At 71.7% G+C, this 26961-nt stretch carries 23 protein-coding genes; 14 read left to right on the top strand and 9 right to left on the bottom strand.

Annotated features, from left to right (window positions below):
* The first annotated feature begins 181 nt into the window (after positions 1-181).
* The 5 genes from ACEZDE_RS26695 to aroA all read left to right on the top strand — a co-directional run bounded on the left by ACEZDE_RS26695 (position 182) and on the right by aroA (position 9426).
* Positions 182-2143, top strand: coding sequence for an alpha-1,4-glucan--maltose-1-phosphate maltosyltransferase (locus ACEZDE_RS26695; protein WP_380540975.1), 1962 nt, complete (start codon positions 182-184; stop codon positions 2141-2143).
* Positions 2140-3852: a maltose alpha-D-glucosyltransferase gene (gene treS / locus ACEZDE_RS26690; RefSeq protein WP_380540972.1), complete on the top strand. Its 1713-nt coding sequence runs from the start codon at positions 2140-2142 to the stop codon at positions 3850-3852. Before ACEZDE_RS26695 ends, treS begins: the two co-directional genes overlap by 4 nt.
* Before the next feature lie 204 nt (positions 3853-4056).
* Positions 4057-5634, top strand: a complete 1578-nt coding sequence (locus ACEZDE_RS26685; RefSeq protein ID WP_380540969.1) for a maltokinase N-terminal cap-like domain-containing protein — start codon at positions 4057-4059, stop codon at positions 5632-5634.
* Positions 5635-5708: 74 nt separating this feature from the next.
* Positions 5709-8048: a 1,4-alpha-glucan branching protein GlgB gene (gene glgB, locus ACEZDE_RS26680; protein ID WP_380540966.1), complete on the top strand. Its 2340-nt coding sequence runs from the start codon at positions 5709-5711 to the stop codon at positions 8046-8048.
* Positions 8049-8187: 139 nt separating this feature from the next.
* Positions 8188-9426 carry a 3-phosphoshikimate 1-carboxyvinyltransferase gene (aroA, locus tag ACEZDE_RS26675; RefSeq protein ID WP_380540963.1) on the top strand — a complete coding sequence of 413 codons (1239 nt, stop codon included), beginning with the start codon at positions 8188-8190 and terminating at the stop codon, positions 9424-9426.
* Between the two features lie 22 nt (positions 9427-9448).
* Here the strand turns inward: aroA and ACEZDE_RS26670 are convergent, their stop codons facing one another.
* Entirely contained in the window at positions 9449-10141 is a 693-nt protein-coding gene (locus ACEZDE_RS26670) for a pyridoxamine 5'-phosphate oxidase family protein (protein ID WP_380540960.1), read from the bottom strand.
* A gap of 195 nt (positions 10142-10336) precedes the next feature.
* On the opposite strand from ACEZDE_RS26670, the gene pta reads away from it, so the two are divergent.
* The 3 genes from pta to pyk are packed head-to-tail and all read left to right on the top strand — an operon-like array spanning position 10337 to position 15081.
* A complete protein-coding gene (gene pta, locus ACEZDE_RS26665) occupies positions 10337-12466 on the top strand; it encodes a phosphate acetyltransferase (protein WP_380540957.1) in 2130 nt (709 codons plus the stop codon).
* The gene (locus ACEZDE_RS26660) at positions 12463-13623 is read left to right on the top strand and encodes an acetate kinase (RefSeq protein WP_380540954.1); all 1161 of its coding nucleotides are present in this window, start codon (positions 12463-12465) and stop codon (positions 13621-13623) included. Before pta ends, ACEZDE_RS26660 begins: the two co-directional genes overlap by 4 nt.
* A gap of 18 nt (positions 13624-13641) precedes the next feature.
* Entirely contained in the window at positions 13642-15081 is a 1440-nt protein-coding gene (gene pyk / locus ACEZDE_RS26655; protein ID WP_380540951.1) for a pyruvate kinase, read from the top strand.
* 70 nt (positions 15082-15151) lie between these two features.
* Here the strand turns inward: pyk and ACEZDE_RS26650 are convergent, their stop codons facing one another.
* The 4 genes from ACEZDE_RS26650 to ACEZDE_RS26635 all read right to left on the bottom strand — a co-directional run bounded on the left by ACEZDE_RS26650 (position 15152) and on the right by ACEZDE_RS26635 (position 19375).
* The gene (locus ACEZDE_RS26650; protein ID WP_380540948.1) at positions 15152-16447 is read right to left on the bottom strand and encodes a hypothetical protein; all 1296 of its coding nucleotides are present in this window, start codon (positions 16445-16447) and stop codon (positions 15152-15154) included.
* Complete coding sequence (locus ACEZDE_RS26645; RefSeq protein ID WP_380540945.1) at positions 16437-17018, bottom strand: DUF6114 domain-containing protein; 582 nt, start codon at positions 17016-17018, stop codon at positions 16437-16439. Before ACEZDE_RS26645 ends, ACEZDE_RS26650 begins: the two co-directional genes overlap by 11 nt.
* 129 nt (positions 17019-17147) lie before the next feature.
* Positions 17148-17783, bottom strand: a complete 636-nt coding sequence (locus ACEZDE_RS26640; RefSeq protein ID WP_380540942.1) for a DUF6230 family protein — start codon at positions 17781-17783, stop codon at positions 17148-17150.
* Positions 17784-18388: 605 nt separating this feature from the next.
* Entirely contained in the window at positions 18389-19375 is a 987-nt protein-coding gene (locus ACEZDE_RS26635; RefSeq protein ID WP_380540939.1) for a tetratricopeptide repeat protein, read from the bottom strand.
* Positions 19376-19630: 255 nt separating this feature from the next.
* Here ACEZDE_RS26635 and ACEZDE_RS26630 point away from each other — a divergent pair, with 255 nt between their 5' ends.
* Positions 19631-20257, top strand: a complete 627-nt coding sequence (locus ACEZDE_RS26630; RefSeq protein ID WP_380540936.1) for a TetR/AcrR family transcriptional regulator — start codon at positions 19631-19633, stop codon at positions 20255-20257.
* On the opposite strand, the gene ACEZDE_RS26625 is transcribed toward ACEZDE_RS26630, so the two are convergent.
* From ACEZDE_RS26625 to ACEZDE_RS26610, 4 genes are all read right to left on the bottom strand, one after another.
* Positions 20233-21906 carry an acyl-CoA mutase large subunit family protein gene (locus ACEZDE_RS26625; RefSeq protein ID WP_380540933.1) on the bottom strand — a complete coding sequence of 558 codons (1674 nt, stop codon included), beginning with the start codon at positions 21904-21906 and terminating at the stop codon, positions 20233-20235. The two genes, ACEZDE_RS26630 and ACEZDE_RS26625, sit on opposite strands and share 25 nt — an antisense overlap.
* 104 nt (positions 21907-22010) lie before the next feature.
* Positions 22011-22352 carry a DUF3817 domain-containing protein gene (locus tag ACEZDE_RS26620; protein WP_380540930.1) on the bottom strand — a complete coding sequence of 114 codons (342 nt, stop codon included), beginning with the start codon at positions 22350-22352 and terminating at the stop codon, positions 22011-22013.
* Between the two features lie 32 nt (positions 22353-22384).
* On the bottom strand, positions 22385-22900 hold the full coding sequence (locus ACEZDE_RS26615) for a MarR family winged helix-turn-helix transcriptional regulator (protein ID WP_380540927.1): 516 nt from the start codon (positions 22898-22900) through the stop codon (positions 22385-22387).
* 15 nt (positions 22901-22915) lie between these two features.
* On the bottom strand, positions 22916-23200 hold the full coding sequence (locus ACEZDE_RS26610) for a DUF3817 domain-containing protein (RefSeq protein ID WP_380541201.1): 285 nt from the start codon (positions 23198-23200) through the stop codon (positions 22916-22918).
* 132 nt (positions 23201-23332) lie between these two features.
* On the opposite strand from ACEZDE_RS26610, the gene ACEZDE_RS26605 reads away from it, so the two are divergent.
* Genes ACEZDE_RS26605 through ACEZDE_RS26585 form a run of 5 tightly spaced genes read left to right on the top strand, consistent with a single transcriptional unit; the run spans position 23333 to position 26690 of the window.
* Positions 23333-24133, top strand: a complete 801-nt coding sequence (locus ACEZDE_RS26605) for a DUF2127 domain-containing protein (protein WP_380540924.1) — start codon at positions 23333-23335, stop codon at positions 24131-24133.
* 2 nt (positions 24134-24135) lie between these two features.
* A complete protein-coding gene (locus ACEZDE_RS26600) occupies positions 24136-24774 on the top strand; it encodes an AIM24 family protein (protein ID WP_380540921.1) in 639 nt (212 codons plus the stop codon).
* Positions 24771-25421, top strand: coding sequence for an AIM24 family protein (locus ACEZDE_RS26595; protein ID WP_380541198.1), 651 nt, complete (start codon positions 24771-24773; stop codon positions 25419-25421). Before ACEZDE_RS26600 ends, ACEZDE_RS26595 begins: the two co-directional genes overlap by 4 nt.
* A complete protein-coding gene (locus ACEZDE_RS26590) occupies positions 25418-26179 on the top strand; it encodes an AIM24 family protein (protein ID WP_380540917.1) in 762 nt (253 codons plus the stop codon). The genes ACEZDE_RS26595 and ACEZDE_RS26590 overlap by 4 nt, the downstream gene beginning before the upstream one ends.
* 31 nt (positions 26180-26210) lie before the next feature.
* Positions 26211-26690: a MarR family winged helix-turn-helix transcriptional regulator gene (locus ACEZDE_RS26585; protein WP_380540914.1), complete on the top strand. Its 480-nt coding sequence runs from the start codon at positions 26211-26213 to the stop codon at positions 26688-26690.
* The last annotated feature ends 271 nt before the right edge of the window (positions 26691-26961 follow it).

The following is a 26961-nucleotide window of genomic DNA, read 5'->3' as shown; positions in this document are numbered from 1 at the left end:
ACCGCCGGATCGTGGTCAGGAGCGGGATATGCGGGAATCACGCGAGGAGCAGACGTTGCACGCCACATCCGAGCCGCCCGCCCCACCCGCGACCACTCCCCGGCCACGAACCCGGCCACGAAAATCCGCGGCGCCGAAGGCCGCCGCGTCCGCAGCCACCGCAGAGGGCGAGCAGCAGCACATGATCGGCCGAATCCCCGTCCTGGACGTCACCCCGCGGGTGGACTGCGGCGGACGACCCGCCAAGTCCGTCGTCGGCGAGCCCTTCGAGGTCAGCGCCACCGTGTTCCGCGAGGGCCACGACGCCGTCGGCGCCAATGTGGTGCTGCGCGACCCCAAGGGGCGCAGCGGCCCGTGGACGCCGATGCGCGAGCTGGCCCCGGGCACCGACCGGCTGGGCGCGGAGGTGGTGGCCACCTCCCCCGGCCGCTGGACCTACACCGTGGAGGCCTGGAGCGACCCGTTCGCGACCTGGCGGCACGCCGCCGAGATCAAGGTCCCGGCCGGGATCGACACCGAGCTGGTGCTGGAGGAGGGCGCGCTGCTGCTGGAACGCGCCGCGCCCGGGGTGCCCAAGCGGGAGGGCCGGCCGGTGCTGCTGGCCGCCGCCGTGACGATGCGTCGGACGGAGCTGCCGCCGGAGCAGCGCCTGGCCGCCGCGCTGGCGGGGCCGCTGCTGGCCGCGCTCGCCCGGTATCCGCTGCGCGAACTGGTGTCCGCCTCCCGACCGGCCGCGCTGCAGGTGGACCGGGAGCGCGCGCTGTACGGCTCCTGGTACGAGTTCTTCCCCCGCTCCGAGGGCGCGGTGGTGGACCGCGAGGGCCACCGCCCGCCGGTCAGCGGCACCCTGCGGACCGCCGCCGAGCGGCTGCCCGCGGTCGCCGCGATGGGCTTCGACGTGGTCTACCTGCCGCCGATCCACCCGATCGGCCGCGCCTACCGCAAGGGCCCCAACAACACCCTGGAGGCCGGTCCGCACGACGTCGGCTCGCCCTGGGCGATCGGCTCGCCGGAGGGCGGCCACGACGCGGTCCACCCGGACCTGGGCGGCATCGAGGACTTCGACGCCTTCGTGGCCCGCGCCGCCGGGCTGGGGATGGAGGTGGCCCTGGACTTCGCGCTGCAGTGCTCCCCGGACCACCCGTGGGTGGAGAAGCACCCGGAGTGGTTCACCGCCCGCGCCGACGGCACCATCGCCTACGCCGAGAACCCGCCCAAGAAGTACCAGGACATCTACCCGGTCAACTTCGACCAGGACTTCGACGGGCTGGTCACCGAGACGGTCCGGCTGCTGCGGTTCTGGATGAAGCACGGGGTGCGGATCTTCCGGGTCGACAACCCGCACACCAAGCCGGTGCTGTTCTGGGAGAAGGTGCTCGGCGAGATCGCCCGCAAGGACCCGGACGTGCTGTTCCTGGCCGAGGCGTTCACCCGGCCGGCGATGATGCACACCCTGGGGAAGATCGGCTTCCACCAGTCCTACACCTACTTCACCTGGCGGACCGGCAAGCAGGAGCTCATCGAGTACCTGACCGAGCTCTCCGGCGAGGCCGCCGCGTACATGCGGCCCAACTTCTTCCCGACCACCCCGGACATCCTGCACGCCTACCTCCAGCACGGCGGCCGGGCCGGCTTCGCGATCCGGGCGATCCTGGCCGCGACGCTGGCCCCCAGCATGGGCGTCTACGCCGGCTACGAGCTGTACGAGAACGCCGCGGTCAGGCCCGGCTCCGAGGAGTTCCTGGACTCGGAGAAGTACCAGCTCAGGCCGCGCGACTGGAGCCGGACCGACACCCTGGCCCCGCTGCTGACGACGCTGAACACGCTGCGCCGCGAGCACCGCGCGCTGCAGCTGCTGCGCAACCTGCGGTTCCACGGCACCGACAACGACCAGGTGCTGGCCTACTCCAAGCGGCACGGCGACGACACCGTGCTGGTGATCGTCAACCTGGACCCGCACCGCGCCCACGAGACCACGGTCTCGCTCGACCTCCCCTCCCTCGGACTCGGCTGGGACGACCGGCTCGACGTCCACGACGAGCTCAGCGGCGAGCAGTACCGCTGGGGCGCCGCCAACTACGTCCGGCTCGACCCTGCCCAGCAGCCGGCTCACATCCTCACGGTCCGGAGGGCCGCCACGTGATCGTCAACGAACCCGTTCCCGACACCTTCACCGACACCCCGCAGAAGGACCGCGACCCCGACTGGTTCAAGCGCGCCGTGTTCTACGAGGTGCTGGTCCGCTCGTTCCAGGACAGCAACGGCGACGGGGTCGGCGACCTGCGCGGGCTCACCTCCAAGCTGGACTACCTCCAGTGGCTCGGCGTCGACTGCCTGTGGCTCCCGCCGTTCTTCGCCTCCCCGCTCCGGGACGGCGGCTACGACGTCGCCGACTACACCGCGGTGCTGCCGGAGTTCGGCGACCTGGCCGACTTCGTGGAGTTCTGCGACTCCGCGCACCAGCGCGGGATGCGCGTGGTCATCGACTTCGTGATGAACCACACCAGCGACCAGCACCCCTGGTTCCAGGCCTCCCGGAACGACCCCGAGGGGCCGTACGGGGACTACTACGTCTGGGCCGACGACGACAAGGCGTACGCGGACGCCCGCGTCATCTTCGTCGACACCGAGACCTCCAACTGGACCTTCGACCCGGTCCGCAAGCAGTACTTCTGGCACCGCTTCTTCTCGCACCAGCCCGACCTGAACTTCGAGAACCCGGCGGTCCAGGAGGAGATCCTGGCCGCGCTGCGGTTCTGGCTGGACCTCGGCATCGACGGCTTCCGGCTGGACGCCGTGCCCTACCTCTACACCGAGGAGGGCACCAACTGCGAGAACCTCCCGGCCACCCACCAGTTCCTGAAGCGGGTCCGCGCCGAGATCGACGCCGAGTACCCGGACACGGTGCTGCTGGCCGAGGCCAACCAGTGGCCGGAGGACGTGGTCGACTACTTCGGCGACTTCAAGAAGGGCGGTGACGAGTGCCACATGGCCTTCCACTTCCCGGTGATGCCGCGGATCTTCATGGCGGTCCGCCGCGAGTCGCGCTACCCGGTCGCCGAGATCCTGGCCAAGACCCCGGCCATCCCCGCCAACTGCCAGTGGGGCATCTTCCTGCGCAACCACGACGAGCTGACCCTGGAGATGGTCACCGACGAGGAGCGCGACTACATGTACGCGGAGTACGCCAAGGACCCGCGGATGCGGGCCAACGTGGGCATCCGCCGCCGGCTCGCGCCGCTGCTGGACAACGACCGCAACCAGATCGAGCTGTTCACCGCGCTGCTGCTGTCGCTGCCCGGCTCTCCGGTCCTCTACTACGGGGACGAGATCGGCATGGGCGACAACATCTGGCTGGGCGACCGCGACGGGGTCCGCACCCCGATGCAGTGGACCCCGGACCGGAACGCCGGTTTCTCCTCGGCGGACCCGGGCAGGCTCAACCTGCCGACGATTATGGACCCGGTCTACGGCTACCAGGTCACCAATGTCGAGGCGCAGATGAGCAGCACCAGCTCACTGCTGCACTGGACCCGACGAATGATCGAGATCCGCAAGCTCAACCCGGCGTTCGGGATGGGCACGTACGCGGAGCTGCCCTCCAGCAACCCCGCGGTACTGGCCTACGTCCGCACGCTGCCCCTGCCGGGAGGCGGGGACGACATCGTGATGTGCGTGAACAACTTCTCGCGCTTCGCCCAACCGACCGAACTCGACCTGCGCGAGTACCAGGGGCGGTACCCGGTGGAGCTGATCGGCGGGGTCCGCTTCCCCCCGGTCGGCGAACTGCCGTACCTGCTGACCCTGGCCGGACACGGCTTCTACTGGTTCCGGCTGCGCAGGTCGGAGTAGACCCGAGCCCGACCGATCCGACCGTCCCCCAGGAGCAGCGCGAACCCCACCACTCGACAAAAGGCGTGACACCCGGTCAGCCGCCGCGTGCCGAAGCCCTCACGCCAACGGAATCCGGAAGACTGGCGTACCCGGCAGCACTCCCGACCCACCCTCGGGCCCGCCCCGCTGCCGGGGCCGCCGCGTCTCCGGGGAAAGGGAGCCATGACCGACACCTCCCGGCCTCGTACCATCAGCCCCTCGACCAGTCCGTCGACCGCGACCGCGACCACCGTCCGCGGCGCCGACCTGGGCTCGCTGGTCCAGGACGCGCTGCCGCTGATCCTGGACTGGCTGCCGCGGCAGCGCTGGTTCGCCGGCAAGGGACGGCCGATCTCCGCGCTCAGCCCGGCGACGGTGACGCTGCTCCCGGGGGCCCGTCCCGGCGAGCCGCTGCTGCTGCACCTGCTGCTCCGGGTCGAGCAGCGCTCCGGCGGCGACGGCGGCCCGGTCGCCGCCGAGGTCTACCAGCTGCTGCTGGGCGCGCGTTCGTCGGCCGGCTCCGAGCTGCCCGCCGCGGCGGTCATCGGCCGGATCAGCGGCGGTCCGCACGACGGCCTGCTCACCTTTGACGCGGCCTGGGAACCGGATCTGGCGCTGCGTCTGCTCGCCTTCCTGACCAGCGAGAACGGCTCACAGGGGGCCAGGCTCGGCCCACTGCGGTTCCGCTCGCTGCTCGGCCTGGAGCTGACCGACCTGACCGGCCCCGGCGCGACCGCGCGGATCGGCACCGCCGAGCAGAGCAACACCTCGATCATCTACGGCGACACCGCCATCCTGAAGCTGTTCCGCCGGATCAGCCCCGGCCTCAACCCGGACCTGGAACTGTCGCTGGCGCTCAGCCGGGCCGGCTCGACCCGGATCCCGGCCCCGCTGGCCTGGTACGAGGGGGACCTTCCCGACTCCCCCGACCTGCCCGCCACGCTCGGCCTGCTGCAGCGCTTCCTGCACGGCGGCAAGGACGGCTGGGAGTTCGCGCTGACGCACGTCCAGCGGCTGCGGACCGACCCGGAGTGGCAGGGCACCCACGACGGCCACCCCAGCGACCACATCACCGGCAACTTCTCGGCCGAGTCCTTCCTGCTCGGACGGGCCACCGCCGAAGTGCACCTGGCGCTGGCCAGGACCCTGCCGGTGACCGTGCTGGACCGCTCCGAGATCGAGGCGATGGCCGACGCGATGGCGCTGCGGCTGGACGCCGCCGTCCTCGCCGTCCCCGAACTGGCCCCGTACCGGGAGCCGCTGCGGCGGAACTTCCAGGCGCTGGCCGCCTCCGCCAGGGACGGCCGGCTGCTGCGGGCCCAGCGGATCCACGGCGACCTGCACCTGGGCCAGTCGATGCGGACCGGGCGCGGCTGGGCGCTGCTGGACTTCGAGGGCGAGCCGGCCAAGCCGCTGGACGAGCGCCGCCGCCCGCAGCCCGCGGTCAGGGACGTCGCGGCGATGCTGCGCTCCTTCGACTACGCCGCCGCCCACCTGCTCACCGAGGTCCCCGCGGACGACCCGGGCCGACGCGACCTGGCCGTGCTCGCCGCGACCTGGGCGCTGCGCAACCGGGCCGCGTACTGTGCCGGGTACGCGGCGGCCGGCGCCGAGGACCCGGTCGCGGACCCGGTGCTGCTGCACGCCATGGAGACCGACAAGGCCGTCTACGAGGTGGTCTACGAGGCGCGCAACCGCCCGGAGTGGCTCGGCATCCCCATGTCGGCGGTCGTCCGCCTCGCGGAGGCAGCGGGACGGTAACAGTCCGTTGACCGTGATCCCCTAGCGTCCACCCCACCACCCCATCCCCTCAACGAATCAGGGAGGCACCGGCCGTGACCCAGTACGACCCGCCCCGTCCCACCGCCACCACCGTGGACGGCACCGGAGGCACCCGGGAGCAGCAGCCCCTCCCCCCGGTCCGGCCGACCGTGGCGCCGCCCCGGCACGAGCCCGAGCCGGACGCCCCGGCCGAGCTGGCGGCGGACGCCACGCTCGCCCCGAGCGAGGTCTCCCGCCTGGTCGGCGGCTGGCACCACAACCCGCACGGCATCCTCGGCGCGCACCCGGTGCCGCAGGGCACGGCGGTCCGGGTGCTGCGCCCGTTCGCCGAGCGGGTGGTGCTGGAGACCGAGGGCCCGGACGGCGGGTCGTTCGAGCTGACGCACCAGCAGGACGGCCTGTTCACCGCGCTGCTGCCGGAGCAGGACCTGCCCGGCTACCGGCTCCGGGTCAACTATGCGGGCAGCGAGGTGCTGCAGGACGACGGCTACCGGATGCTGCCGACGCTGGGCGAGACCGATCTGCACCTGATCGGCGAGGGCCGGCACGAGGAGCTGTGGAACGTCCTGGGCTCGCACGTCCGCACGGTCGGCGGGGTGCGCGGGACCGCGTTCGCGGTCTGGGCGCCGAACGCCTCCGGGGTGCGGGTGATCGCCGACTTCAACGGCTGGAACGGCGCCGCGCACCCGATGCGCTCGCTCGGCGGCAGCGGGGTCTGGGAGCTGTTCGTCCCCGGCATCGGCGAGGGCGCCCACTACAAGTACGAGATCGCCACCCGCGACGGGCGGATGCTGCAGAAGGCCGACCCGCTGGCCCGCGCCACCGAGGTGCCCCCGGCCACCGCCTCGGTGGTGCACACCTCGTCGTACGCCTGGCAGGACCAGGCCTGGCTGGACAAGCGGGCCAGGGCCACCCACCACGACAGCCCGATGTCGGTCTACGAGATCCACCTCGCCTCCTGGCGGCCCGGTCTGACCTACCGTGAACTGGCGGTCGAGCTTCCGGCGTACGTGCGGGACCTGGGCTTCACCCATGTCGAGCTGATGCCGGTGATGGAGCACCCGTTCGGCGGCTCCTGGGGCTACCAGGTCTCCGGCTTCTACGCGCCGACCTCGCGGATGGGCGGCCCGGACGACTTCAAGTTCCTGGTCGACGCGCTGCACCGGGCCGGGATCGGCGTCATCGTGGACTGGGTCCCGGCGCACTTCCCCAAGGACGACTTCGCACTGGCCCGGTTCGACGGCCTGCCGCTGTACGAGCCGGCCGACCCGCTCCGGGCCGAGCACCCGGACTGGGGCACCCTGGAGTTCGACTACGGCCGGGCCGAGGTCCGCAACTTCCTGGTCGCCAACGCGGTGTTCTGGTGCCACGAGTACCACGTGGACGGGCTGCGGGTGGACGCGGTCGCGTCGATGCTCTACCTGGACTACTCCCGCGAGGGCGACGCCTGGTCCCCCAACGCCGGCGGCGGCCGGGAGAACTGGGACGCGGTGCGGTTCCTGCAGGAGATGAACGCCACCGTCTACCGGCGCTGCCCCGGGGTGGTCACCGTGGCCGAGGAGTCGACCGCCTGGCCCGGCGTCACCAAGCCGACCGAGCACAGCGGCCTGGGCTTCGGGCTGAAGTGGAACATGGGCTGGATGCACGACTCACTGACCTACCTGGCGCACGAGCCGGTGCACCGGAAGTTCCACCACAACGAGATGACCTTCTCGATGGTGTACGCGTACTCGGAGAACTACCTGCTGCCGATCTCGCACGACGAGGTGGTGCACGGCAAGGGCGCGCTGGTCTCCAAGATGCCCGGCGACTGGTGGCAGCAGCGCGCCAACGTCCGCGCCTACCTGGCGTTCATGTGGGCCCACCCGGGCAAGAACCTGATCTTCATGGGCACCGAGTTCGCCCAGGGCGCGGAGTGGGACCACGACACAGGCCCGCAGTGGTGGGTGCTGGGCGAGGACTGGCCCGCCGCCGCCGACCACCGCGGCGTCCAGGACCTGGTCCGCGACCTCAACCGGCTCTACACCGACTCCCCCGCGCTGTGGCGGCGGGACACCCACCCGTCCGGGTTCTCCTGGATCGACGGCGGCGCGGCCGAGGACAACGTCTTCTCCTTCATCCGCTTCGACGACACCGGTCGGCCGCTGGTCTGCGTCACCAACCTGTCGCCGGTGGTCCGCACCGGCTACCGGGTCGGCCTGCCGACCGTGCACGCGGACGTCCGCGACTCGGTCTGGCTGGAGGTGCTCAACACCGACACCGCCGTCTACGGCGGCAGCGGGCTCGGCAACCCGGACCCGGTCAAGGCCGACCCCACCCCGTGGAACGGCCGCGACACCAGCGCCGAACTGACCCTGCCGCCGCTGGCGACGATCTGGCTCTCCCCGGCCTGAGCCGCGGCCCTCGGCCGACCCGCCGCCGCCCGCCGCCCGGCGCCGACCCGACCGCACGCAGGTCGGGCCGGCGCCGGCGGCCGTTCCGGCACCCGGACGGGCCGCCCCGGCGCCGGGCTGCCGCCCTAGGCTTGGCCCCATGACCACCGTCGAGATCCCCGGCTCGAAGTCCATCACCGCGCGCGCCCTGTTCCTGGCCGCCGCGGCGGAGGGCAGCACCGTGCTGCGCCGCCCGCTGCTCTCCGACGACAGCGAGGGCTTCGCCGAGGGCCTGGCCACCCTCGGCTACCGGGTCGACCGGCAGCCCGGGGTCTGGACCGTCGAGGGCCGCCCGGCCGGGCCCGCGGTCGCCGAGGCCGAGGTCTTCTGCCGGGACGGCGCCACCACCGCGCGCTTCCTGCCCGCGCTGGCCGCGGCCGGGCACGGCACCTTCCGCTTCGACGCCTCGGCGCAGATGCGCCGCCGCCCGCTCGGCCCGCTCACCGGGGCCCTGCGCGAGCTGGGCGTGGAGCTGACCCACGAGCAGGCCGAGGGGCACCACCCGCTCACGGTCCGGGCCGACGGGATCAAGGGCGGCGCGCTCACCCTGGACGCCGGCCTGTCCTCGCAGTTCCTCACCGCGCTGCTGCTGGTCGGACCGCTGACCGCGGACGGCCTCGACATCACCGTCACCGACCTGGTCTCGGTGCCCTATGTGGAGATGACGCTGGCGATGATGCGGCGCTTCGGCAACGACGCGCGCCGGGTCGGCGACACCTTCCACGTCCCGGCCCAGCCGTACCGGGCGGTCGACTACCTGGTCGAACCGGACGCCTCCACCGCCAGCTACGTGCTGGCCGCCGCCGCGCTCACCGGACGCACCGTCACCGTCCCGGGGCTGGGCAAGGACTCGCTGCAGGGCGACCTGCGCTTCGCCGAGGTGCTGCGGCGGATGGGCGCGGACGTCGACCTCGGCCCCGACTCGGTCACCGTCACCGGCCCGGACCGGCTCCGCGGGGTGACCGTGAACATGCGCGACATCTCCGACACCGTGCCCACCCTGGCCGCCATCGCCCCGTTCGCGGACGGGCCGGTCCGGATCGAGGACGTCTACAACACCAGGGTCAAGGAGTGCGACCGGCTGGACGCCTGCGAGCAGAACCTGCGCGCGCTGGGCGTCCCGGTCAGCACCGGCCGGGACTGGATCGAGATCCACCCGGCGCAGCCCCGGTCGGCGGAGATCGCCTGCCACGGCGACCACCGGATCGCCATGGCCTTCAGCATCGCCGGGCTGCGCACCCCCGGCGGCGTCGTCCTGGACGACCCGGGCTGCGTCCGGAAGACCTTCCCCGGCTTCCACGACACCCTGGCCGCGCTGCGCGCCGAGTGGGCGCTCTGAGCAGCGGTGCCGACAGGCGGCGCTAGCAGTAGTCCGTGCCGGTCCGGCCGGCGATGTGCGCGGGGGCCGCGATGCCGGACGGCAGCGCCGGGTCGGCGACCGGCTCGTCCCAGCTCTGCCGGAGCGGGAGCTGCCCGGCCCAGAGGCCGAGCGCGGCGTCCGGGGTGTCCGCGTCGTCCGGCGGGTCCGCGCTGATCTTGACCGAGGCCTCGGCCAGGTCCAGCGCCAGCAGGGTGGTCGCGGCCAGCTCCTTGCGGTTCGGGCGGCGGGCGTAGTCCCACTGGCCCGGGGCGGCCTGCTCGGTGAGCACCCGCAGGCCCTCCAGCTTCTCCACCGGATCGGTGACCTGCCGGGGGACGCCGTAGACCATCGCGCAGCGGTAGTTGACGCTGTGCTCGAAGACCGAGCGGGCCAGCACCAGGCCGTCCACATGGGTGACGGTGACGCAGACGGTCGCCTCCGGCGCCTGGACCAGGCTGCGGCTGGCGACCGAGCCGTGCAGGTAGAGGGTGTCCGCGGTGGCCCCGTACACGGTGGGGACGACCATGGGCGCGCCGTCCAGCACCACCCCGAGGTGGCACAGGAAGCCCGCCGCGAGGACCTGGTGCAGGGCGGCGCGGTCGGTGCGGCCCTCCTCCTGGAGCCGCCGGAGCCGGGTCCGGTCGGTTCCGGACAGCGGTGCTTCCGACTCGGCGGCGTTTGAGGTTTCAGTCATTTGTCGGCCCATGTCTCAACGGAATCAGTTGTGATCTTCTGATTTTGGCATGGAATTCGTAGTTCCGGAAGGCTGTCCCGCGAAATCCACCGAACCGTCCGCCGGCCTGCCCCCGGCGGGCGCGGGCCAGGGACCGGTGCAAGGCTAGGCTCCGACTCCAGTGGTCGGGTTCGGGCGAGGAAACGGAGTGCCCCGGTGGCGCGCAGCGTGTATGTGACCGGCATCGGCCGGGGGGACGGGCGGCAGGCCGTCGAACTGGGCGTGATGGAGCTGCTGACCCGTCAGGTGGACCGGGTGGGGGTGTTCCGCCCGCTGATGCACACCAGGACCGACCACGTGGTCGACCTGCTGCACGGCCGCTACCGGATCGACCTGGCCGCCGAGGAGATGTACGGCCTCAGCTACGACGAGGCCGCCGCGCTGCAGGCCGAGCGCGGCCCGGACGAGCTGGTCGGCATCCTGGTGGACCGGTTCCGGGCGCTGGAGCGGAAGTGCCAGGCGGTGCTGGTGCTGGGCACCGACTTCGCCGGCACCAACATCCCGGACGAGCTGGCGGTGAACGCCCGGCTGGCCAATGAGTTCGGCGCCTGGGTGCTGCCGGTGGTCGGCGGCCACCGGGACAGTGCCGACACCGTGGTGGCGGAGGTCCACAACGCCTACCGCGCCTACTCCGACCTGGGCTGCAGCATCCTCGCCATGATCGCCAACCGGGTCGCCGGGCGGGACAAGCAGGAGGTCTCCCGCCGCCTGGCGGGCCGTCCCGACGTCCCGGTCTACGTCATCCCGGACGAGCCCGCGCTGTCCGCGCCCACGGTGGCCCAGGTGGTGGAGACCACCGGGGCCGAGGTGCTGCTCGGCGACGCCTCCGGGCTGGCCAGGGACGTCCGCAGGTTCGTCTTCGGCGGGGCGATGCTGCCCAACTTCCTCGGCGCGCTGTCCGACGGCGCGATGGTGATCACCCCGGGCGACCGGGCCGACCTGCTGATCGGCGCGCTGGCCGCGCACGCGGCCGGCTCCCCCGCCATCGCCGGGGTGCTGCTGACCATGGGCGCGACCCCCGGCCAGGACGTGATGAAGCTGGCCGCCCGGCTGGCCCCCGGCACCCCGGTGGTGCTGGCCCAGGAGGACAGCTTCCCCACCGCCAGCGGGCTGTCCGCGCTGGAGGGCAAGCTGACTGCGGCCAGCCCGCGCAAGGCCGAGACCGCGCTCGGCCTGTTCGAGCTGCATGTCGACACCGCCGAACTGACCAGCCGGATCGAGCTCAGCCGCTCCGAGCGGGTCACCCCGATGATGTTCGAGCACGAGCTGCTGGAACGGGCCAGGGGCTCCACACTGCGCGAGGTGGTGCTGCCCGAGGGCGGCGAGGAGCGGGTGCTCCGGGCCGCCGAGGTGCTGCTCCGCCGCAACGTCTGCCATCTCACCCTGCTCGGCGACGAGGACACCGTCCGCAAGCGGGTCGCCGAGCTGGGCCTGGACCTCGGCCTGGACCGGGCCGAGGCCGCCGAGCGGGCCCGGGCCCGGATCATCGACCCGGCCACCTCCCCGCTGCGCGACCGCTTCGCCGAGCTGTACGCGGAGATCCGCAGCCACAAGGGGATGACCGTCGAGGCCGCCCACGACGTGGTCACCGACGTCAGCTACTTCGGCACCCTGATGGTCCAGGAGGGCCTGGCCGACGGCATGGTCAGCGGGGCGGTGCACTCCACCGCCGCGACCATCCGCCCAGCCTTCGAGATCATCAAGACCTCGCCCGGAGCCGCGATCGTCTCCTCCGTCTTCTTCATGTGCCTGGCCGACCGGGTGCTGGTCTACGGCGACTGCGCGGTCAACCCGGACCCGGACGCCGAGCAGCTCGCCGACATCGCGATCCAGTCCGCGGAGACCGCGGCCCGGTTCGGGGTGGAGCCCAGGATCGCCCTGCTCTCCTACTCCACCGGGACCTCCGGCAGCGGCGCGGACGTGGACAAGGTCCGCCGGGCCACCGAGATCGTCCGCGAGCTGCGCCCCGACCTGCTGGTCGAGGGCCCGATCCAGTACGACGCCGCGGTGGAGCCCGAGGTCGCCGCGACCAAGCTGCCGGGCTCCGCGGTGGCCGGCCGGGCCAGCGTGCTGGTCTTCCCCGACCTGAACACCGGCAACAACACCTACAAGGCGGTCCAGCGCTCGGCCGGGGCGGTCGCGGTCGGCCCGGTGCTGCAGGGCCTGCGCAAGCCGGTCAACGACCTCTCCCGGGGGGCGCTGGTCCAGGACATCGTCAACACCGTCGCCATCACCGCCGTCCAGGCGCAGCAGGCGGCCCAGCTCGCGGAGGAGCAGCAGTCATGACCCGCGCCACCCGCGTTCTCGTGCTCAACTCCGGTTCCTCCTCGGTGAAGTACCAACTGATCGACATGGCCGACGGGGCCCGGCTGGCGGCGGGCCTGGTGGAGCGGATCGGCGAGGGGGCGGTCCCCGACCACGCCGCCGCGCTGGACTCGGTCGCCGAGGCGCTCGGCGCGGCGGGGATGGGCCTGGACTCCCCCGACCTCGCCGCCATCGGCCACCGCGCGGTGCACGGCGGCACCCGCTTCACCGCGCCGACCCTGATCACGGACGAGGTGGTCCAGGCGATGCGGGAGCTGATCCCGCTCGCGCCGCTGCACAACCCCGCCAACATCACCGGCATCGAGGTCGCCCGGAAGCTGCGCCCCGACCTGCCCCAGGTGGCGGTGTTCGACACCGCCTTCCACGCCGCCATGCCGGAGAGCGCGGCCCGCTACGCCATCGACACGGCCACCGCGGACCGCTGGTCCGTCCGCCGCTACGGCTTCCACGGGACATCCCACCAGTACGTGTCCAGGCGGACCGCGGAACTCCTGGGAAAGTCACCCGAATCGGTGAACGTGATCGTGCTGCACCTCGGCAACGGCGCCAGCGCCTCGGCCGTGGCCGGCGGGGTCTGCGTGGACACCTCGATGGGGCTGACCCCGCTGGAGGGCCTGGTGATGGGCACCCGCTCGGGCGACCTGGACCCGGCCGTGCTGCTGCACCTGCACCGGGTCGGCGGCCTGTCCGTGGACGAGATCGACGACCTGCTGAACCGCCGCAGCGGCCTGGTCGGCCTGTGCGGCGACAACGACATGCGGGAGATCGACCGCAGGATCGCGGTGGGCGACCAGCGGGCCCGGCTGGCCTTCGACATCTACATCCACCGACTGCGCAAGTACGTCGGCGCCTACTACGCGGTGCTGGGGCGGGTGGACGCGGTGGTCTTCACCGCCGGGGTGGGCGAGAACGCGGTGTCGGTCCGGGTGGCGGCGATGTCCGGCCTTGAGGCGCTGGGCATCGAACTCGACCGAACCCTCAACGCCGCGCGATCGCGGGAGCCCAGGCTGGTCTCCGGAGCCGGCTCCCGGGTCGCGGTCGCGGTGGTGCCCACCGACGAGGAGCTGGAAATCGCCGGACAGACGTTCGGTTTGATCGAAAATGCCCAGGAAAGGTGACCCGATAGAATGACCCATATGCGCCGAGCCAAGATCGTCTGCACCCTGGGTCCCGCGACGGACAACTTCGAACAGTTGAAAGCTCTGATCGAAGCTGGAATGAACGTCGCCCGTCTGAACATGAGTCACGGCGTCCACGCCGAGCACGAGGAGCGCTATCGCAATGTGCGCGCTGCCTCGGAGGCGACCGGACGCGCGGTCGGCGTACTCGCCGACCTGCAGGGCCCGAAGATCCGTCTGGCCACCTTCGCCAACGGACCGGTCACCGTCGAGAACGGCGACACCTTCACCATCACCACCGAGGACGTCCCCGGTGACCAGCACATCTGCGGCACCACCTACAAGGGTCTGCCCGGCGACGTCAAGCCCGGCGACCCGGTCCTGATCAACGACGGCGTGATCGCCCTGGAGGTCGTCAGCGTCGACGGCCCCCGCGTGGTCACCCGCGTGGTCGAGGGCGGCGTCCTCTCCAACAACAAGGGCATCAACCTCCCCGGCGCCGCCGTCAACGTCCCCGCCCTGTCCGAGAAGGACAAGGAGGACCTGCGCTTCGCGCTGGCCCTCGGCGTCGACATGGTCGCCCTCTCCTTCGTCCGCAACGCCGCGGACATCGAGGACGTGCACAAGGTCATGGACGAGGTCGGGGTCCGGGTGCCGGTGATCGCCAAGGTCGAGAAGCCGCAGGCGGTCGAGGCCATGGAGGAGATCGTGCTGGCCTTCGACGCGGTCATGGTCGCCCGCGGCGACCTGGCCGTGGAGTACCCGCTGGAGCGGGTGCCGCTGGTGCAGAAGCGCCTGATCACGCTGTGCCGCCGGAACGCCAAGCCGGTCATCGTCGCCACCCAGATGATGGAGTCGATGATCACCGCCTCGCGCCCCACCCGCGCCGAGGCCTCCGACTGCGCCAACGCCATCCTGGACGGCGCGGACGCGGTGATGCTGTCCGCCGAGTCCAGCGTCGGCAAGTACCCGATCGAGACCGTGCAGACCATGTCGCGGATCATCGAGGCGGCCGAGGAGGAGCTGCTGTCGCACGGCCTGCAGCCGCTCAACCCGGGCCGCAAGCCGCGCACCCAGGGCGGCGCGGTCGCCCGTGCCGCCTGCGAACTGGGCGACTTCCTCGGCGCCGAGGCGCTGGTGGCATTCACCAAGTCCGGTGACACCGCCCGCCGGCTGTCCCGCTACCGCTCGCCGATCCCGGTGCTGGCGTTCACCCCCGACGCCTGCACCCGGAACCAGCTGGCGCTCAGCTGGGGCGTGGAGACCTTCGTGCTGCCGCAGGTCGACACCACCGACGAGATGGTGGACCAGGTCGACGAGGCCGTGGTGCACCTCGGCCGCTACGGCGCCGGCGACACCCTGATCGTCACCGCCGGATCGCCCCCCGGCGTGGCCGGCACCACCAACATGCTCCGGGTGCACCACCTGGGCGAGCGCGCCGACGGAAGCGAGAGCTGACCCCGTCACCGGAGCCGCACGACAGAGGGCCTGACCGGTTCGGTCAGGCCCTCCGCGCTGTCGTCGGGTTCTAGCTGAGCGGAGTGTAGAACAGCCGCATCCCGGGGATGGTCAGGTTCCCGCCGAACTGCCCGGTCTGGATCGCGGTCGCGTCGTCCAGCTCCAGGTTCAGCGGGATCGGGACCGAGCCGACCAGGTCGTAGAGCCACTCCGGCAGGGTGTCCGGGGTCAGCGTCAGCTTGATGCCCAGCGCCGCCAGCGGAATGCCCTCGGCCTTGGCCAGCGTGCCGGACAGGCTGGTGACGTACATCGTCACCGTCCCGCCGGTCATCGTGGACGTGGTGCCGGGGCCGCCCTTGACGTGCAGCAGCTCGCCGGTCTGCTGCTTCACCGACATGTCCAGGTCGCCGATGCCGACGGTCTGCGCGGTGAACTTCAGCACCCGGACGTCGCCCGCCGCGGTCTTGACCGTCTTCACGCCCCAGAACTGGGTGTTGCCGAGCGCCAGCTTGGTGGTCTTCAGGGTCCACGGGTCGGCCGGCATCTCACCCGGCGTCACGGTCGCGTCCAGCGGCGCGGCCATGCTGCTGACGTCGCACATCCGGTTCGCCTGGGCCTTGGCCGAGAGCGCGGGGTCGGTGGTCGGGGCCGCCGAGGGCGCCGGCGGCACGGCCGGCTTCGACGGATCGGCGGCGGTGGGGGTCGCCGTCGCGGTCGGAGCCCCGGTGGGCGCCTGGGTCGGCGCGGCCTGGGTGGGGGCCGCAGTCGGGGTGGCGGCCGGCCCGGGGACCGAGGCGGTGTCCGCCTTCGGCGCGGCGGCGGCCGTGGTCGGCGCGGCCTGCTGCGCGTGCGGGTTGAGGATTCCGCCCAGCGCGCCCAGCAGCCCCGTGATCGGGTCCGGGTGCGACGCGTGGCTCGGCGAGGGCGACGGCGCGGCCGAGGGGGTGGACGTGGCGGACGGCGTCGGCGCGGCGGACGGGGCCGCGGCCTTCTTCCCGCCGGTCGCGTGCTGCGGCGTCGCGGCGGACGCGGAGGCCTTCGGCGCCGCGGACTTGGCGGCCGTCTTCGGCGACGCCTTCGCGGCCTTGCCCGCCGCGGTGGCCGCCGTGCTCGGCGCCGCCGTCGGCGTACCGCAGTCGGCGCCCTTGGCGGCCTGGGCCTCGTGCGTGGTGCTGCTGACCGGGACCGCCTTGGCGTCCGCCGCCAGCGCCAGCTTGGGCGCGAGCGAGCCCATCAGCAGGGCGGTGGGAACGGCGGTCAGCGCCAGCGCCCGGCCCACCGGCAGCTGCATCCGGCCGCGTACGGTCAGCCGCGGAGCGGCGTGGCGGCCGGTGCGGCGGGGGTGCTGCTCGGGATCACTCGCCACCGTGGCCTCCCGCGGCCTGCTCGGAGCCGGGGGCCGGGTAGGGCGCGGCCTCCGGCGCGTCGGCCGGTCCGGCCTGCGGCTTCAGCAGCTCGGTGAGCTTGGCCTCCGGCTCCTCGGACTCGGCCTCCTGGCCGTCGGCCAGTTCGGCGGTGACGTCCTCGGCCTTCTTCAGCGGGGCCCAGGAGCACACCAGCGCTCCGCCGATCAGCCCGGGGAACAGGCCGAGGCCGAAGCCGCCGAAGTTGGCGGTCGGCAGCGAGATCAGCGCCAGGATGATCGCCGCGATACCGGCGAAGACCCGGACCATCGGCTGGAACCAGACCGAGACGCCCAGGGCGATCAGCAGCAGCCCGATGACCGCGGCGCTGGCGCCCGCGGTCGTGGCGAGCTGGATGTGCAGCCCGCTGACGTTCAGCGCGGCGTAGGCGAAGTAGATGATCGGAAACCCGGAGAGGAAGACCAGCAGCCCACCCCAGAAGGGGCGGGTGCGGCGCCAGCCCCGGAACGACTGTCGAGCCTTGCTGAAGCCGGCGCCGGGTTCGGGCTGCGCCTGTGCGGTCGCGCTCGTCACGTGGCAGCTCCCTGGTGGAGTAGGGCGGTGGGGTGGGGGGTGGATCCCCGGTGCGGGGCGGAGAGGAGGTGACTACCCCTCCCCGCCCCGCGCGACGGAGCTCCGTCGTCGTGCGGTACTGCGGGCCTGCTATCCCGGGATGGGGCAGGGGTGGTCGCCCGCGGTGATGGTGAGGTGCATCCCGTTCAGCACGAAGGTGCCGGCCGAGGTGGCCAGGGACTGCTGCTCGACACCCTTGAGGTGAGCCGAGTCGGCCTCCTGCGAGAAGCCGTTCGGGTCGACCTTGCCGGCGTCCTGGGGGTTGACCGGGCCCTTGGTGATCCCGCCGCCGGCGACACCGATGTTGATGCCGTCGAACTCGGCGGACTTCGCCTGCAGCTCGGTCATGTCCAGGAAGATGCTGCTCGCGGAGACCGCGTCGCTGCCCGCCCCGCCCGCCTTGATGGTGAGCGTGTAGGTGCCCAGCGGGGTGTGCGTGTCGATCGGGACCGACTGGCACATGTTGGTGATGGTGGCCGTCTTGAAGCCCGACACGGCGACCGGGATGGGGGTCCCGCCCTGCGTGACGTCGACGGTTCCGTACTGGGCGAACCCGGTGCCGTCCAGGGTTCCGGCGGTGACCGTTGCCGGAATGCCGGAAAGGCTGAACGACGCAGCGAGCGCGCCCTGGGCGATGCTGATACCGACGGCCGCGGTCGCGGCGACAGTCGGGACCATGACGACGGCGAACCGCTTCCAGCGGGTCTTACCGAAAGTCTGGGACATTAACGAGATCCTCCTTCTCGGACGTACATCTCCGGCCTGCCCCGCTTGGGCCCTGGCCTGGGATGGGGAGAAGAGCTACGTCCTCGGGAAGGGGAGCGCGTCGGCTGCGTGCGTGAGGTCGTGGGTACGAAGACTCTGATCGGCAGCATCGGCGATCACCCCCGAGCGACAACCACCGGCCGTGCTGGCTTGCCCGGCCGTGAGAGGACAGGCCCCGCCGGGGAAGGCGAAGACCCCCCTGTCCTCATAAGAGCCGGACTGCCGGCCCCTGCCCGGTGGGGATTCCGCGTCCGTCTCCCCGGCTGGAGACCGGGGCCACGGCAACGGACCGGGCGAGCCCGATGTTGGTCCATCCCGGGCCCGTGCACAAGTAGTTCATTACTGGCGAGTAAGGAGAGGGTGATCCGGAGCGGTCACGGATCCAGGGGCCAGATCACCTTGGGTCACCATAAGGAGGTTCAGCACCCGGGCACATCGTACGAAACACGGAGTTAACAGACGGTGGTGGCCACGAAGCGTGACCACCACCGCAGAACGTCAAGATTTGGTAAACGTCGGTGTTTGGCGCGGCTTTGTCGCCAAATCACCAGCCCCCGGAGCCGGGGTCAGAACAGCCTCCGGGCCAGCGCGCCGCGGGCCTTGACGACCCGCGGGTCGTCGGCGCCGATGACCTCGAAGAGTGACAGCAGATGCGTCCTGGCCCGGTCCCGGTCCGCCCCCGCGGTCCGGCCGACGGTGTCCACCAGCCGGGCGAAGGCGTCCTCGACATGCCCGCCGACCAGGTCCAGGTCGGCGGCGGTCAGCTGGGCCTCCACATCGGCCGGACGGTCGGCCGCCGCGGTGCGCGCCGCCTGCGGATCCACCCCCCGCACCCGCTGCAGCAGTTCGGCCTGGGCCAGCCCCACCTTGGCCTCGACGTCCGCGGGCCGGTCGGACAGGACGTTGCGGTAGGCCTGGATCGCGCCGCCCAGATCCCCCTGGTCCAGCGCCTGGTGCGCCGCGGCCAGGGCCGGGTCCACCGGCGGCTCGACCGGCGCGGCCTGCGCCGGAGCGCCGGAGCCGGAGCGGGCGCCGACCTCGCCGGCGATCCCGAAGCGCTCCTCGGCCCCGGCGATCAGCGAGTCCAGCAGCTGGCGAACGTCCGCCTCACCGGCCGGGCCCTCGAACAGCGGGACGAGCTGGCCCGCCACCACCGCGAGCACCGTGGGCAGGTCCCGGATCTGCAGCTGGCGGGCCAGCTGCTGGTTGACCCGGATGTCGACCATGGCGAGCACGAAGCGCCCGTCGTACTCCTCGGCCAGCTGCACCAGCACCGGGTTGAGCTGCTCGGCCGGGGCGTAGCCCTCGGCCCAGAAGTTCAGCACCACCGGCACCTCGGCCGAGAGCTGGACCACCTGCTCCTCGAACCCGGCTTCGTCGACGTCGAAAACCAGAGGGCCCGCCGGGGGGACGGCCGCGCCGTCGTCTCCCGCTTCCTGGGCCTGGCGGGCGCGGGCGGCGCGGTTCTGCTCCGCCTTCTGGGCGGCCTCCGCCGCCGCCTTGACCGCGGCGAGGTCGACCGCGCCGCGCATGGACATGTTCCGTGGCTGCATGGGCCTATCCTCCCCCGTCCGCGCGCTCCGGTGTGAATCCCCTGGCATTACTGGCGTACTCAAAGCAGTGCGCGGATCCCCATCCGCGCGGCAGCGTGGTTGTCGCCTTTCGCTACGAGTCGTAGCGTATATGCCGGAGCAGCCGGGAGCCAGCCGTTCCGGGACGTGAACTGCGCCACTTCGGCCGCCACGGCCCTTCCCGAACCCGGGGTGCCCGCGGTTAACCTCCGTGAACCCCCACCGACGAGGAACCCGATGAGCGAGCCCGCCACCCTGCCCCGCAAGGGCCGTCCGCGCAGCGCCGACGCCGACCGGGCGATCCTCGACGCCACCCGCTCGGCGCTCGCGGAACTCGGCTGGGGCGGGCTGACCATGGGGGACGTCGCGGTCCGGGCCGGAGTCGCCAAGACCACCCTCTACCGGCGCTGGCCCTCCAAGAACGAACTGGTCGTCGACGCCGTCGCGGTGCTGTTCGACGAACTGGAGATGGCGGACCTGGGCAGCCTGCGCGCCGACATCGAGGCGGTGGTGCGGCAGTTCGCCGCACTGCTGGCGCTGCCGGAGAGCCAGGCCGCGCTGCTGGCGCTGTTCGCCGAGGCCAGCCGGGACCCGGCGCTGCGCCGCCGGGTCCGCGAGGCGATCATCGACCCGCAGAAGCGCCTGGTCCACCAGGGCCGCGCCGCCGCCCAGGCCCGCGGCGAACTGTCCGCCGACACCGACCCGGAGGACGCCCGCGAGACCGTCGACGTCATCTTCGACACCATCGCGGGCGCCGTGGAGCACCGCATCCTGGTCAGCGGCGAGTGCGCCTCCGCGGCCTGGATCAGCCGCTTCGCCACGCTGATGCTGGCGGCGCTTCAGAACCCGGCGGGCTCGGTGTAGGTGCCCCACTCGTCCCGCAGGGCGTCGCAGATCTCGCCCAGGGTGGCCTCGGCGCGGACCGCGGCCAGCATCGGCGGGATCATGTTGCCGCCGTCCCTGGCCGCGGCCAGCATCGCGTCGAGTCCGGCCCGTACCGCGGCCTCGTCCCGGTCGGCCCGGCGCGCCGCCAGCTCCCGCACCTGCTCGGTCTCCACCTCGTGGCTGACCCGGAGGATCTCCAGCGGCGGGGTGACGCTGCCGGTGTGGCAGTTGACGCCGACCACCCGCTTCTCGCCCTTCTCCACCGCCCGTTGGTAGGCGAACGCCGCCTCGGCGATCTCGCCGGTGAACCAGCCGTTCTCGATGCCGCGCAGGATGCCCGCGGTCATCGGCCCGACCGGGTGCCCGGGGGCGCCCATGTCCTGACCCGCCATATTCAAGATGTGCTGGAAGATCGCCTCGGCCTGCGCCTCGATCCGGTCGGTCAGCGCCTCCACGTACCAGGAGCCGCCCAGCGGGTCGGCGACGTTGGCGACGCCGGTCTCCTCCATCAGCACCTGCTGGGTCCGCAGCGCGATCTCCGCGGCCTGCGCCGAGGGCAGCGCCAGGGTCTCGTCCAGGGCGTTGGTGTGCAGCGAGTTGGTGCCGCCGAGCACCGCCGACAGCGCCTCCACCGCGGTCCGCACCACGTTGTTGTACGGCTGCTGCGCGGTCAGCGAGACCCCCGCGGTCTGGGTGTGGAACCGCAGCGACTGCGCCTTGACCGTCTGCGCGCCGTAGCGCTCCTTCAGCCACCGGGCCCAGATCCGCCTGGCCGCACGGAACTTGGCGATCTCCTCGAAGAAGTCCAGGTGGGCGTCGAAGAAGAAGGACAGCCCCGGCGCGAAGACGTCCACGTCGAGGCCCCGCGACAGCCCCAGCTCGACGTACGCGAAGCCGTCGGCCAGGGTGAAGGCCAGTTCCTGCGCGGCCGTCGAGCCGGCTTCCCTGATGTGGTAGCCGGAGACCGAGAGCGGCTTGTACGCCGGGATGTTCGCGGCGCAGTACTCCATCAGGTCGCCGATCAGCCGCAGATGCGGCTCGGGCTCGAACAGCCACTCCTTCTGCGCGATGTACTCCTTGAAGATGTCGGTCTGCAGCGTGCCGTTGAGCACGCCCGGGTCGACCCCCTGCCGCTCCGCCGCGACCAGGTACATGCAGAACACCGGCACCGCCGGGCCCGAGATGGTCATCGAGGTGGTGACCTCGCCCAGCGGCAGGTCGGCGAAGAGCACCTCCATGTCGGCGGCGGAGTCGATGGCGACCCCGCAGTGGCCGACCTCGCCCAGCGACCGCGGGTCGTCCGAGTCCCGCCCCATCAGCGTCGGCATGTCGAAAGCCACCGAAAGGCCGCCGCCGCCGGCGTCCAGGATCATCCGGTAGCGCTCGTTGGTCTGCCGGGCGTTGCCGAATCCGGCGAACTGACGGATCGTCCACGCGCGCCCCCGGTAGCCGGTGGCGTGCAGCCCGCGGGTGAACGGGTACTCGCCCGGCCAGCCGATCCGCTCCGGCGCCTCGCCGTCCGCGGGCCCGTAGACCGGCTCGACCTCGTCGCCGCTCAGCGTGGTGAAGTCGGCGTCGCGCTTCCGCGCCCCGTCGTACCGAAGCTGCCAGCGTTCACGTGCGTCCATCAGCCGACTCCATCGTCATGCCGCAAGATACTTGGATGTCCTACTAATTCTAGCGCGCAAAAGAGGCGCGCCCCAGGGAGACGCGCCTCACACTCCGCCGAAGATCAGACCTGGACCAGGGCCTCCGCCGGGTCGCCCGCCGTCTGCGCGCGGATGTCCTCCATCACCTTGCGCTCGGCGACGAACGAGCAGCCGGGGACGGTGCCGGCCAGGATCACCAGGACCATCCGGCCGATCGGCCAGCCCATCTTGTTGCCCAGCGCGAAGGCGACCACCGCGTAGGCCATGAACGCCCAGCCGTGGATCGTGCCGACGATCGCCACGGCGACCTCGGCCGTCCCGAAGCCGTACCAGGCGACGCAGGAGGCGCACAGCAGGATCAGCCCGACACCGGTCACGTACGCCAGTACCCGGTAGGCCGTCAGCAGACGATTCGACTTCTTCACGGGACGAGCGTAACCGCCGCCGGATGGATCACTCACACTGCCCCGGGGTCGAAGTCCCCGGCCGCGACCCGCAGCGGCCGGAGCACCTCGAACAGCTCCCGGCAGCCGTCCTCGTCGTAGCCGCCGAGGCCGAAGTCCATCGCGACCAGCTCCCTGGTCGCCTTCTCCACCACCTGCCGGCCCTGCTCGGTGATCGAGGCCAGCACCCCGCGGCCGTCCAGCGGATTGGGCCTGCGGGCGACGTGCCCGGCCCGCTCCAGCCGGTCCACCGTGTTGGTCACGCTGGTCGGATGCACCATCAGCCGCTCGCCGATCTTGGACAGCGGCAGTTCCCCGGCCCGGCTGAAGGTGAGCAGCACCAGCGCCTCGTACCGGGCGAAGGTCAGCCCGTACGGCTTCAGCACCGCGTCCACCTGCGCCAGCAGGATCTGCTGGGCCCGCATCACCGAGGTGATCGCCGCCATCGACGGCACCGCGCCCCAGCGCCGGGTCCACAACTCGTCGGCGCGGGCGATGGGGTCGAAGGACAGGCTCAGCGGCTTGGGCACGGCCTTACCGTACCGTCAGGCCGAGACCGGGGCGGCGGGGGCGTCGAAGCCCTCCCGCTCCATCCGGCCGAGCAGCCGCTCGGCGTAGAAGCCGCCGAAGGGCAGCACCGAGAGCAGCAGGATCCAGGCCGCCCGCCCGAGCGCCCACCGCTGCCGGTTCCAGGCCATCAGCGCGAACACCACGTACAGGGTGAACAGGATGCCGTGCACCATCCCCATCACCGGGACCGCGTTGAAGTCGGTGGTCCGCTTCAGCACCGAGCACACCAGCAGGACCAGGAACGACAGCCCCTCCGGCATGGACACCAGGCGCAGGCGGTGGACGGCACTGTTCTTCACGGTTGAACCCCTCGGCAGGACAGAGAAAGACACCCCAGTATCACCCGGCTATCCTGCCGTCCTGAACATCACACCGATCCGCACGGGGGCGACATGAAGTGGGACTGGAACCGACGGACCTGCTCACGACGGGGGCACACCACCTACGCCCCCACCGAGCCGCACCTGCGCGACCGCCTGCACGCCGACACCGCCCTCGGCGACGCCTGGCGCTGCCTGCGCTGCGGCGACTTCGCGCTCGGCGAGCCGCACGGCTCGGGCAAGGCCGAGGACGCCCCGTTCGTCCCCCGTGGCAAGGCGCTGCGCGACCTGTTCATCCTCCGGGTGCTCGCGGTCGAGCGGATGGTCCGCGGCGTGTTCATCGTGCTGATCGCGATCGCGGTCTGGAAGTTCAGCAACAGCCAGACCTCGGTCCAGCAGTTCTTCAACGACGACCTCAACCTGCTCCAGCCGATCGCCCAGCACTTCCACTACGACCTCAACAACTCCCCGATCGTCGGCACCATCCAGAAGACCTTCGACTACAAGCGGTCGACCCTGCTGATCACCGCCGCCGCCCTGCTGGTCTACGCGCTGATCGAGATCGTCGAGGCGTTCGGGCTCTGGGCCGCCAAGCGCTGGGCCGAGTACCTCACCGTCGTCGCCACCGCCGCGTTCCTCCCGCTGGAGGTCTACGAGCTGACCGAGAAGGTCAGCGGCTTCAAGATCGGAACACTCAGCCTCAACGTCCTCGCCGTGCTCTACATCCTGGTCGCCAAGCGGCTGTTCGGCATCCGCGGCGGCGGCAGGGCGTTCGAGGCCGAGCGGCACGAGGCCTCGCTGCTGGAAGTGGAGACCTCCGCCGGTGATCACGGGGCCCCTTCCCGTGCCGCTTCGACCCCCACTACGTTGTAGCCGTGGCACAGTTCAGAATGCAGGGCGCACGGGTGCTCGCGGTGGACCTCACCGGCGACAGCGTCAAGGCCAGGAACGGTTCGATGGTCGCCTACGACGGCCAGATGTCCTTCAAGCGGATGACCGGCGGCGGCGAGGGCCTGCGCGGCCTGGTCACCCGCCGGATCACCGGCGAGAAGATGACCGTGATGGAGGTGCAGGGCCAGGGCACCTGCTGGTTCGCCGAACGCGCCACCGAGATCAACCTGGTCCGGCTGAACGGCGAACGCCTCCACGTCGAGGCGAGCAACCTGCTCTGCACCGAGGCGACACTGCGCACCGGCACCGAGTTCACCGGCCTGCGCGGCGCCTCCGAGGGCCACGGCCTGTTCACCACCAAGGTCGAGGGCGCCGGCTGGGCCGCGATCACCTCGGACGGCCCGGCGGTGATCCTCCGGGTCGCCCCCGGCCTGCCGCTCCGGGTCGACCCCGGCGCGTACGTGGCGCACACCGGCGAGCTGAAGCAGAGCTTCCGCACCGACGTCACCTGGCGCGCGGTGGTCGGCGAGACCGGCGGCGAGAGCTTCCAGATCGAGTTCGAGGGCAACGGCCTGGTCTACGTCCAGCCCTCCGAACGCCGCACCGTCGCGGGGGACTTCTGATGTTCACCCAGATCAACAGCAAGATGGTGGAAGCACCCGTGCTCCCCGGCCAGCGGCTGTTCAGCCAGCGCGGGGCGATGCTCGGATACCAGGGGAACGTCAGCTTCACCCCGGATCTGATGGGCGGTCAGGGCGGCGTCGGCTCCATGCTGGGCCGCCGCATCGCCAACGAGGACACTCCGCTGATGACCGTGGAGGGCCACGGCTCGGTGCTGTTCGGCCACGGCGGCCACCACACCCACCTGATCCACCTCACCGGCGACACCCTCTACGTCGAGGCGGACCGGCTGCTGGTCTTCGAGGGATCGCTGAACCAGTCCACGATGTTCATGGGCTCGCAGGGCGGCCTCCGCGGCGTCATCCGCGGCCAGGCCACCGGCCAGGGCCTGTTCACCACCACGCTGACCGGCCACGGCTCGGTCGCGGTGCTGGCCCACGGCGGCGTCTTCGAGATCCCGATCACCCCCTCCCACCCGGTCCACGTCGACCCGCAGGCCTACGTCGCGCACCGCGGCGAGGTGCAGAGCAAGGTCAGCACCGCGATCGGCTGGCGCGACGCGATCGGCCGCGGCTCCGGCGAGGCCTTCCAGCTCGAACTGACCGGCAACGGGACGGTCTTCGTCCAGGCCAGCGAGGAGAAACTGTGAACGCAGGACCCGTGGTCTGGGACCCCTCCACCCTCCCCGCCGACGACAACGTCAACCCGTACGCCTTCTCGGTCGCCCTCAACGGCCGCTGGTTCCTGCACAAGGGAAAGATGGTCGCCTACTACGGCAACATCACCTTCCACCCCATCGGCTACGGCCCGCTGGACTCGCTGATCTCCACCAGCTTCCACTCCCCCACCCACGCCGCGGAATGGGTGGTCGCCGAGGGCCAGGGCCACATGATCCTGGCGGACCGGGCCTACGACGTGAACTCGTACGACCTCGAAGAGGGGAACCTCACGGTCCGCTCCGGCAACCTACTGGCCTACTCCTCGACACTGGCGCTGAAGCAGTCGATCATCCCGGGGTTCCTCACCCTGATCGGCACCGGAAAGTTCGTCGCCGCGTCCAACGGGCCGGTGCACTTCGTGGAGCCACCCGTTCGAGTGGATCCGCAGGCGCTGGTCGGCTGGGCCGACTGCCCGTCACCCTGCCACCACTACGACCACAGCTACATGCGCGGCGTCCTCGGCGGCGTCCGCCGGCTCACCGGCCTCGGCGGGGCCTCCGGCGAGGAGCACCAGTTCGAGTTCGTCGGCGCGGGGCAGGTGCTGCTGCAGTCCACGGAGGTGCTGATGGCCGCGTACGGCCCCGACGCGGTGGCCGACGAGCCGGGGATTCCTGGCGCGGCGGCGCTGCCTCCGCAGGGCGGGCAGCGGCAGAACCTGGGTAGCCTGGGGCGGCAGTTCGGCCTGTAGGTTTGTTAAATTTTCAACTATACTGGATTTCATGGACACCACGGACGAGGAAGCCCCCTGGCTCACCGACGAGGAGCAGGCGCTGTGGCGCGCGCACCTCGAAGTCGGCCGGCTGCTGGGCTACGCCATGGAGCGCGGGCTCCAGCCCTTCGGGCTGGCCATCAACGACTACACCATCCTGGTCGAACTCTCCGAAGCCCCGGACCGCCGGATGCGGATGACGGACCTGGCCACCGCCACGCTCCAGTCCAAGAGCCGGCTCTCGCACCAGATCACCCGGATGGAGAACGCGGGACTGGTCGTCCGCCTCGAATGCGAGGGCGACCGGCGCGGGCTGTTCGCAGCACTTACCAGCCAGGGCTGGGACACGATGCGACGGGTCGCCCCGGAGCATGTGCGGAACGTGCGGGAGCACTTTATCGACCGACTGACGGTGGATCAGATCTCGTCTATGCATGAGGCGTTGGCACCGATTGCGGAGCATTTGCGCACGATTCGGGGTCGCGGCTAGCCTGCGGCGCAAGGCGTTGCACTGGGCTGGGGTTTGCCTGCGGCGCGGGTGGGTGCATGGGAGCGGGGGCGGGGCGGGTCGGGGTAGTCGCTCTGGGGCCTGCGGAAACGCTGCGCTTGGGCGGTTCTTTGAGCTTTGCCTGCGGCGCGGGTGGGTGCAATGTGACGGTGGGCGCGCCTGGCAGCACGGTGACCCGCTCGGCGGAGATCTTGGCCAGCACCGCCCCGGCGTCGAACACCGGCTGCGGCGGGATCACCGCGCCGCGCATCAG

Origin of the sequence: Streptacidiphilus cavernicola, assembly GCF_042510955.1 — a bacterium.
Taxonomy (GTDB): Bacteria; Actinomycetota; Actinomycetes; order Streptomycetales; family Streptomycetaceae; genus Streptacidiphilus; species Streptacidiphilus cavernicola.
The sequence above is the reverse complement of the archived record's forward strand: the minus strand, read 5'-3'. Positions and strand labels throughout refer to the sequence as shown.

Coding starts and splice junctions, on each gene's coding strand:
- ACEZDE_RS26625 (WP_380540933.1), bottom strand. CDS start 21,906: ATGGACGCACGTGAACGCTGGCAGCTTCGGTACGACGGGGCGCGGAAG.
- ACEZDE_RS26635 (WP_380540939.1), bottom strand. CDS start 19,375: ATGCAGCCACGGAACATGTCCATGCGCGGCGCGGTCGACCTCGCCGCG.
- ACEZDE_RS26640 (WP_380540942.1), bottom strand. CDS start 17,783: ATGTCCCAGACTTTCGGTAAGACCCGCTGGAAGCGGTTCGCCGTCGTC.
- ACEZDE_RS26605 (WP_380540924.1), top strand. CDS start 23,333: ATGAAGTGGGACTGGAACCGACGGACCTGCTCACGACGGGGGCACACC.
- ACEZDE_RS26685 (WP_380540969.1), top strand. CDS start 4,057: ATGACCGACACCTCCCGGCCTCGTACCATCAGCCCCTCGACCAGTCCG.
- ACEZDE_RS26630 (WP_380540936.1), top strand. CDS start 19,631: ATGAGCGAGCCCGCCACCCTGCCCCGCAAGGGCCGTCCGCGCAGCGCC.
- aroA (WP_380540963.1), top strand. CDS start 8,188: ATGACCACCGTCGAGATCCCCGGCTCGAAGTCCATCACCGCGCGCGCC.
- ACEZDE_RS26670 (WP_380540960.1), bottom strand. CDS start 10,141: ATGACTGAAACCTCAAACGCCGCCGAGTCGGAAGCACCGCTGTCCGGA.
- ACEZDE_RS26660 (WP_380540954.1), top strand. CDS start 12,463: ATGACCCGCGCCACCCGCGTTCTCGTGCTCAACTCCGGTTCCTCCTCG.
- ACEZDE_RS26695 (WP_380540975.1), top strand. CDS start 182: ATGATCGGCCGAATCCCCGTCCTGGACGTCACCCCGCGGGTGGACTGC.
- ACEZDE_RS26585 (WP_380540914.1), top strand. CDS start 26,211: ATGGACACCACGGACGAGGAAGCCCCCTGGCTCACCGACGAGGAGCAG.
- pyk (WP_380540951.1), top strand. CDS start 13,642: ATGCGCCGAGCCAAGATCGTCTGCACCCTGGGTCCCGCGACGGACAAC.
- ACEZDE_RS26610 (WP_380541201.1), bottom strand. CDS start 23,200: ATGCCGGAGGGGCTGTCGTTCCTGGTCCTGCTGGTGTGCTCGGTGCTG.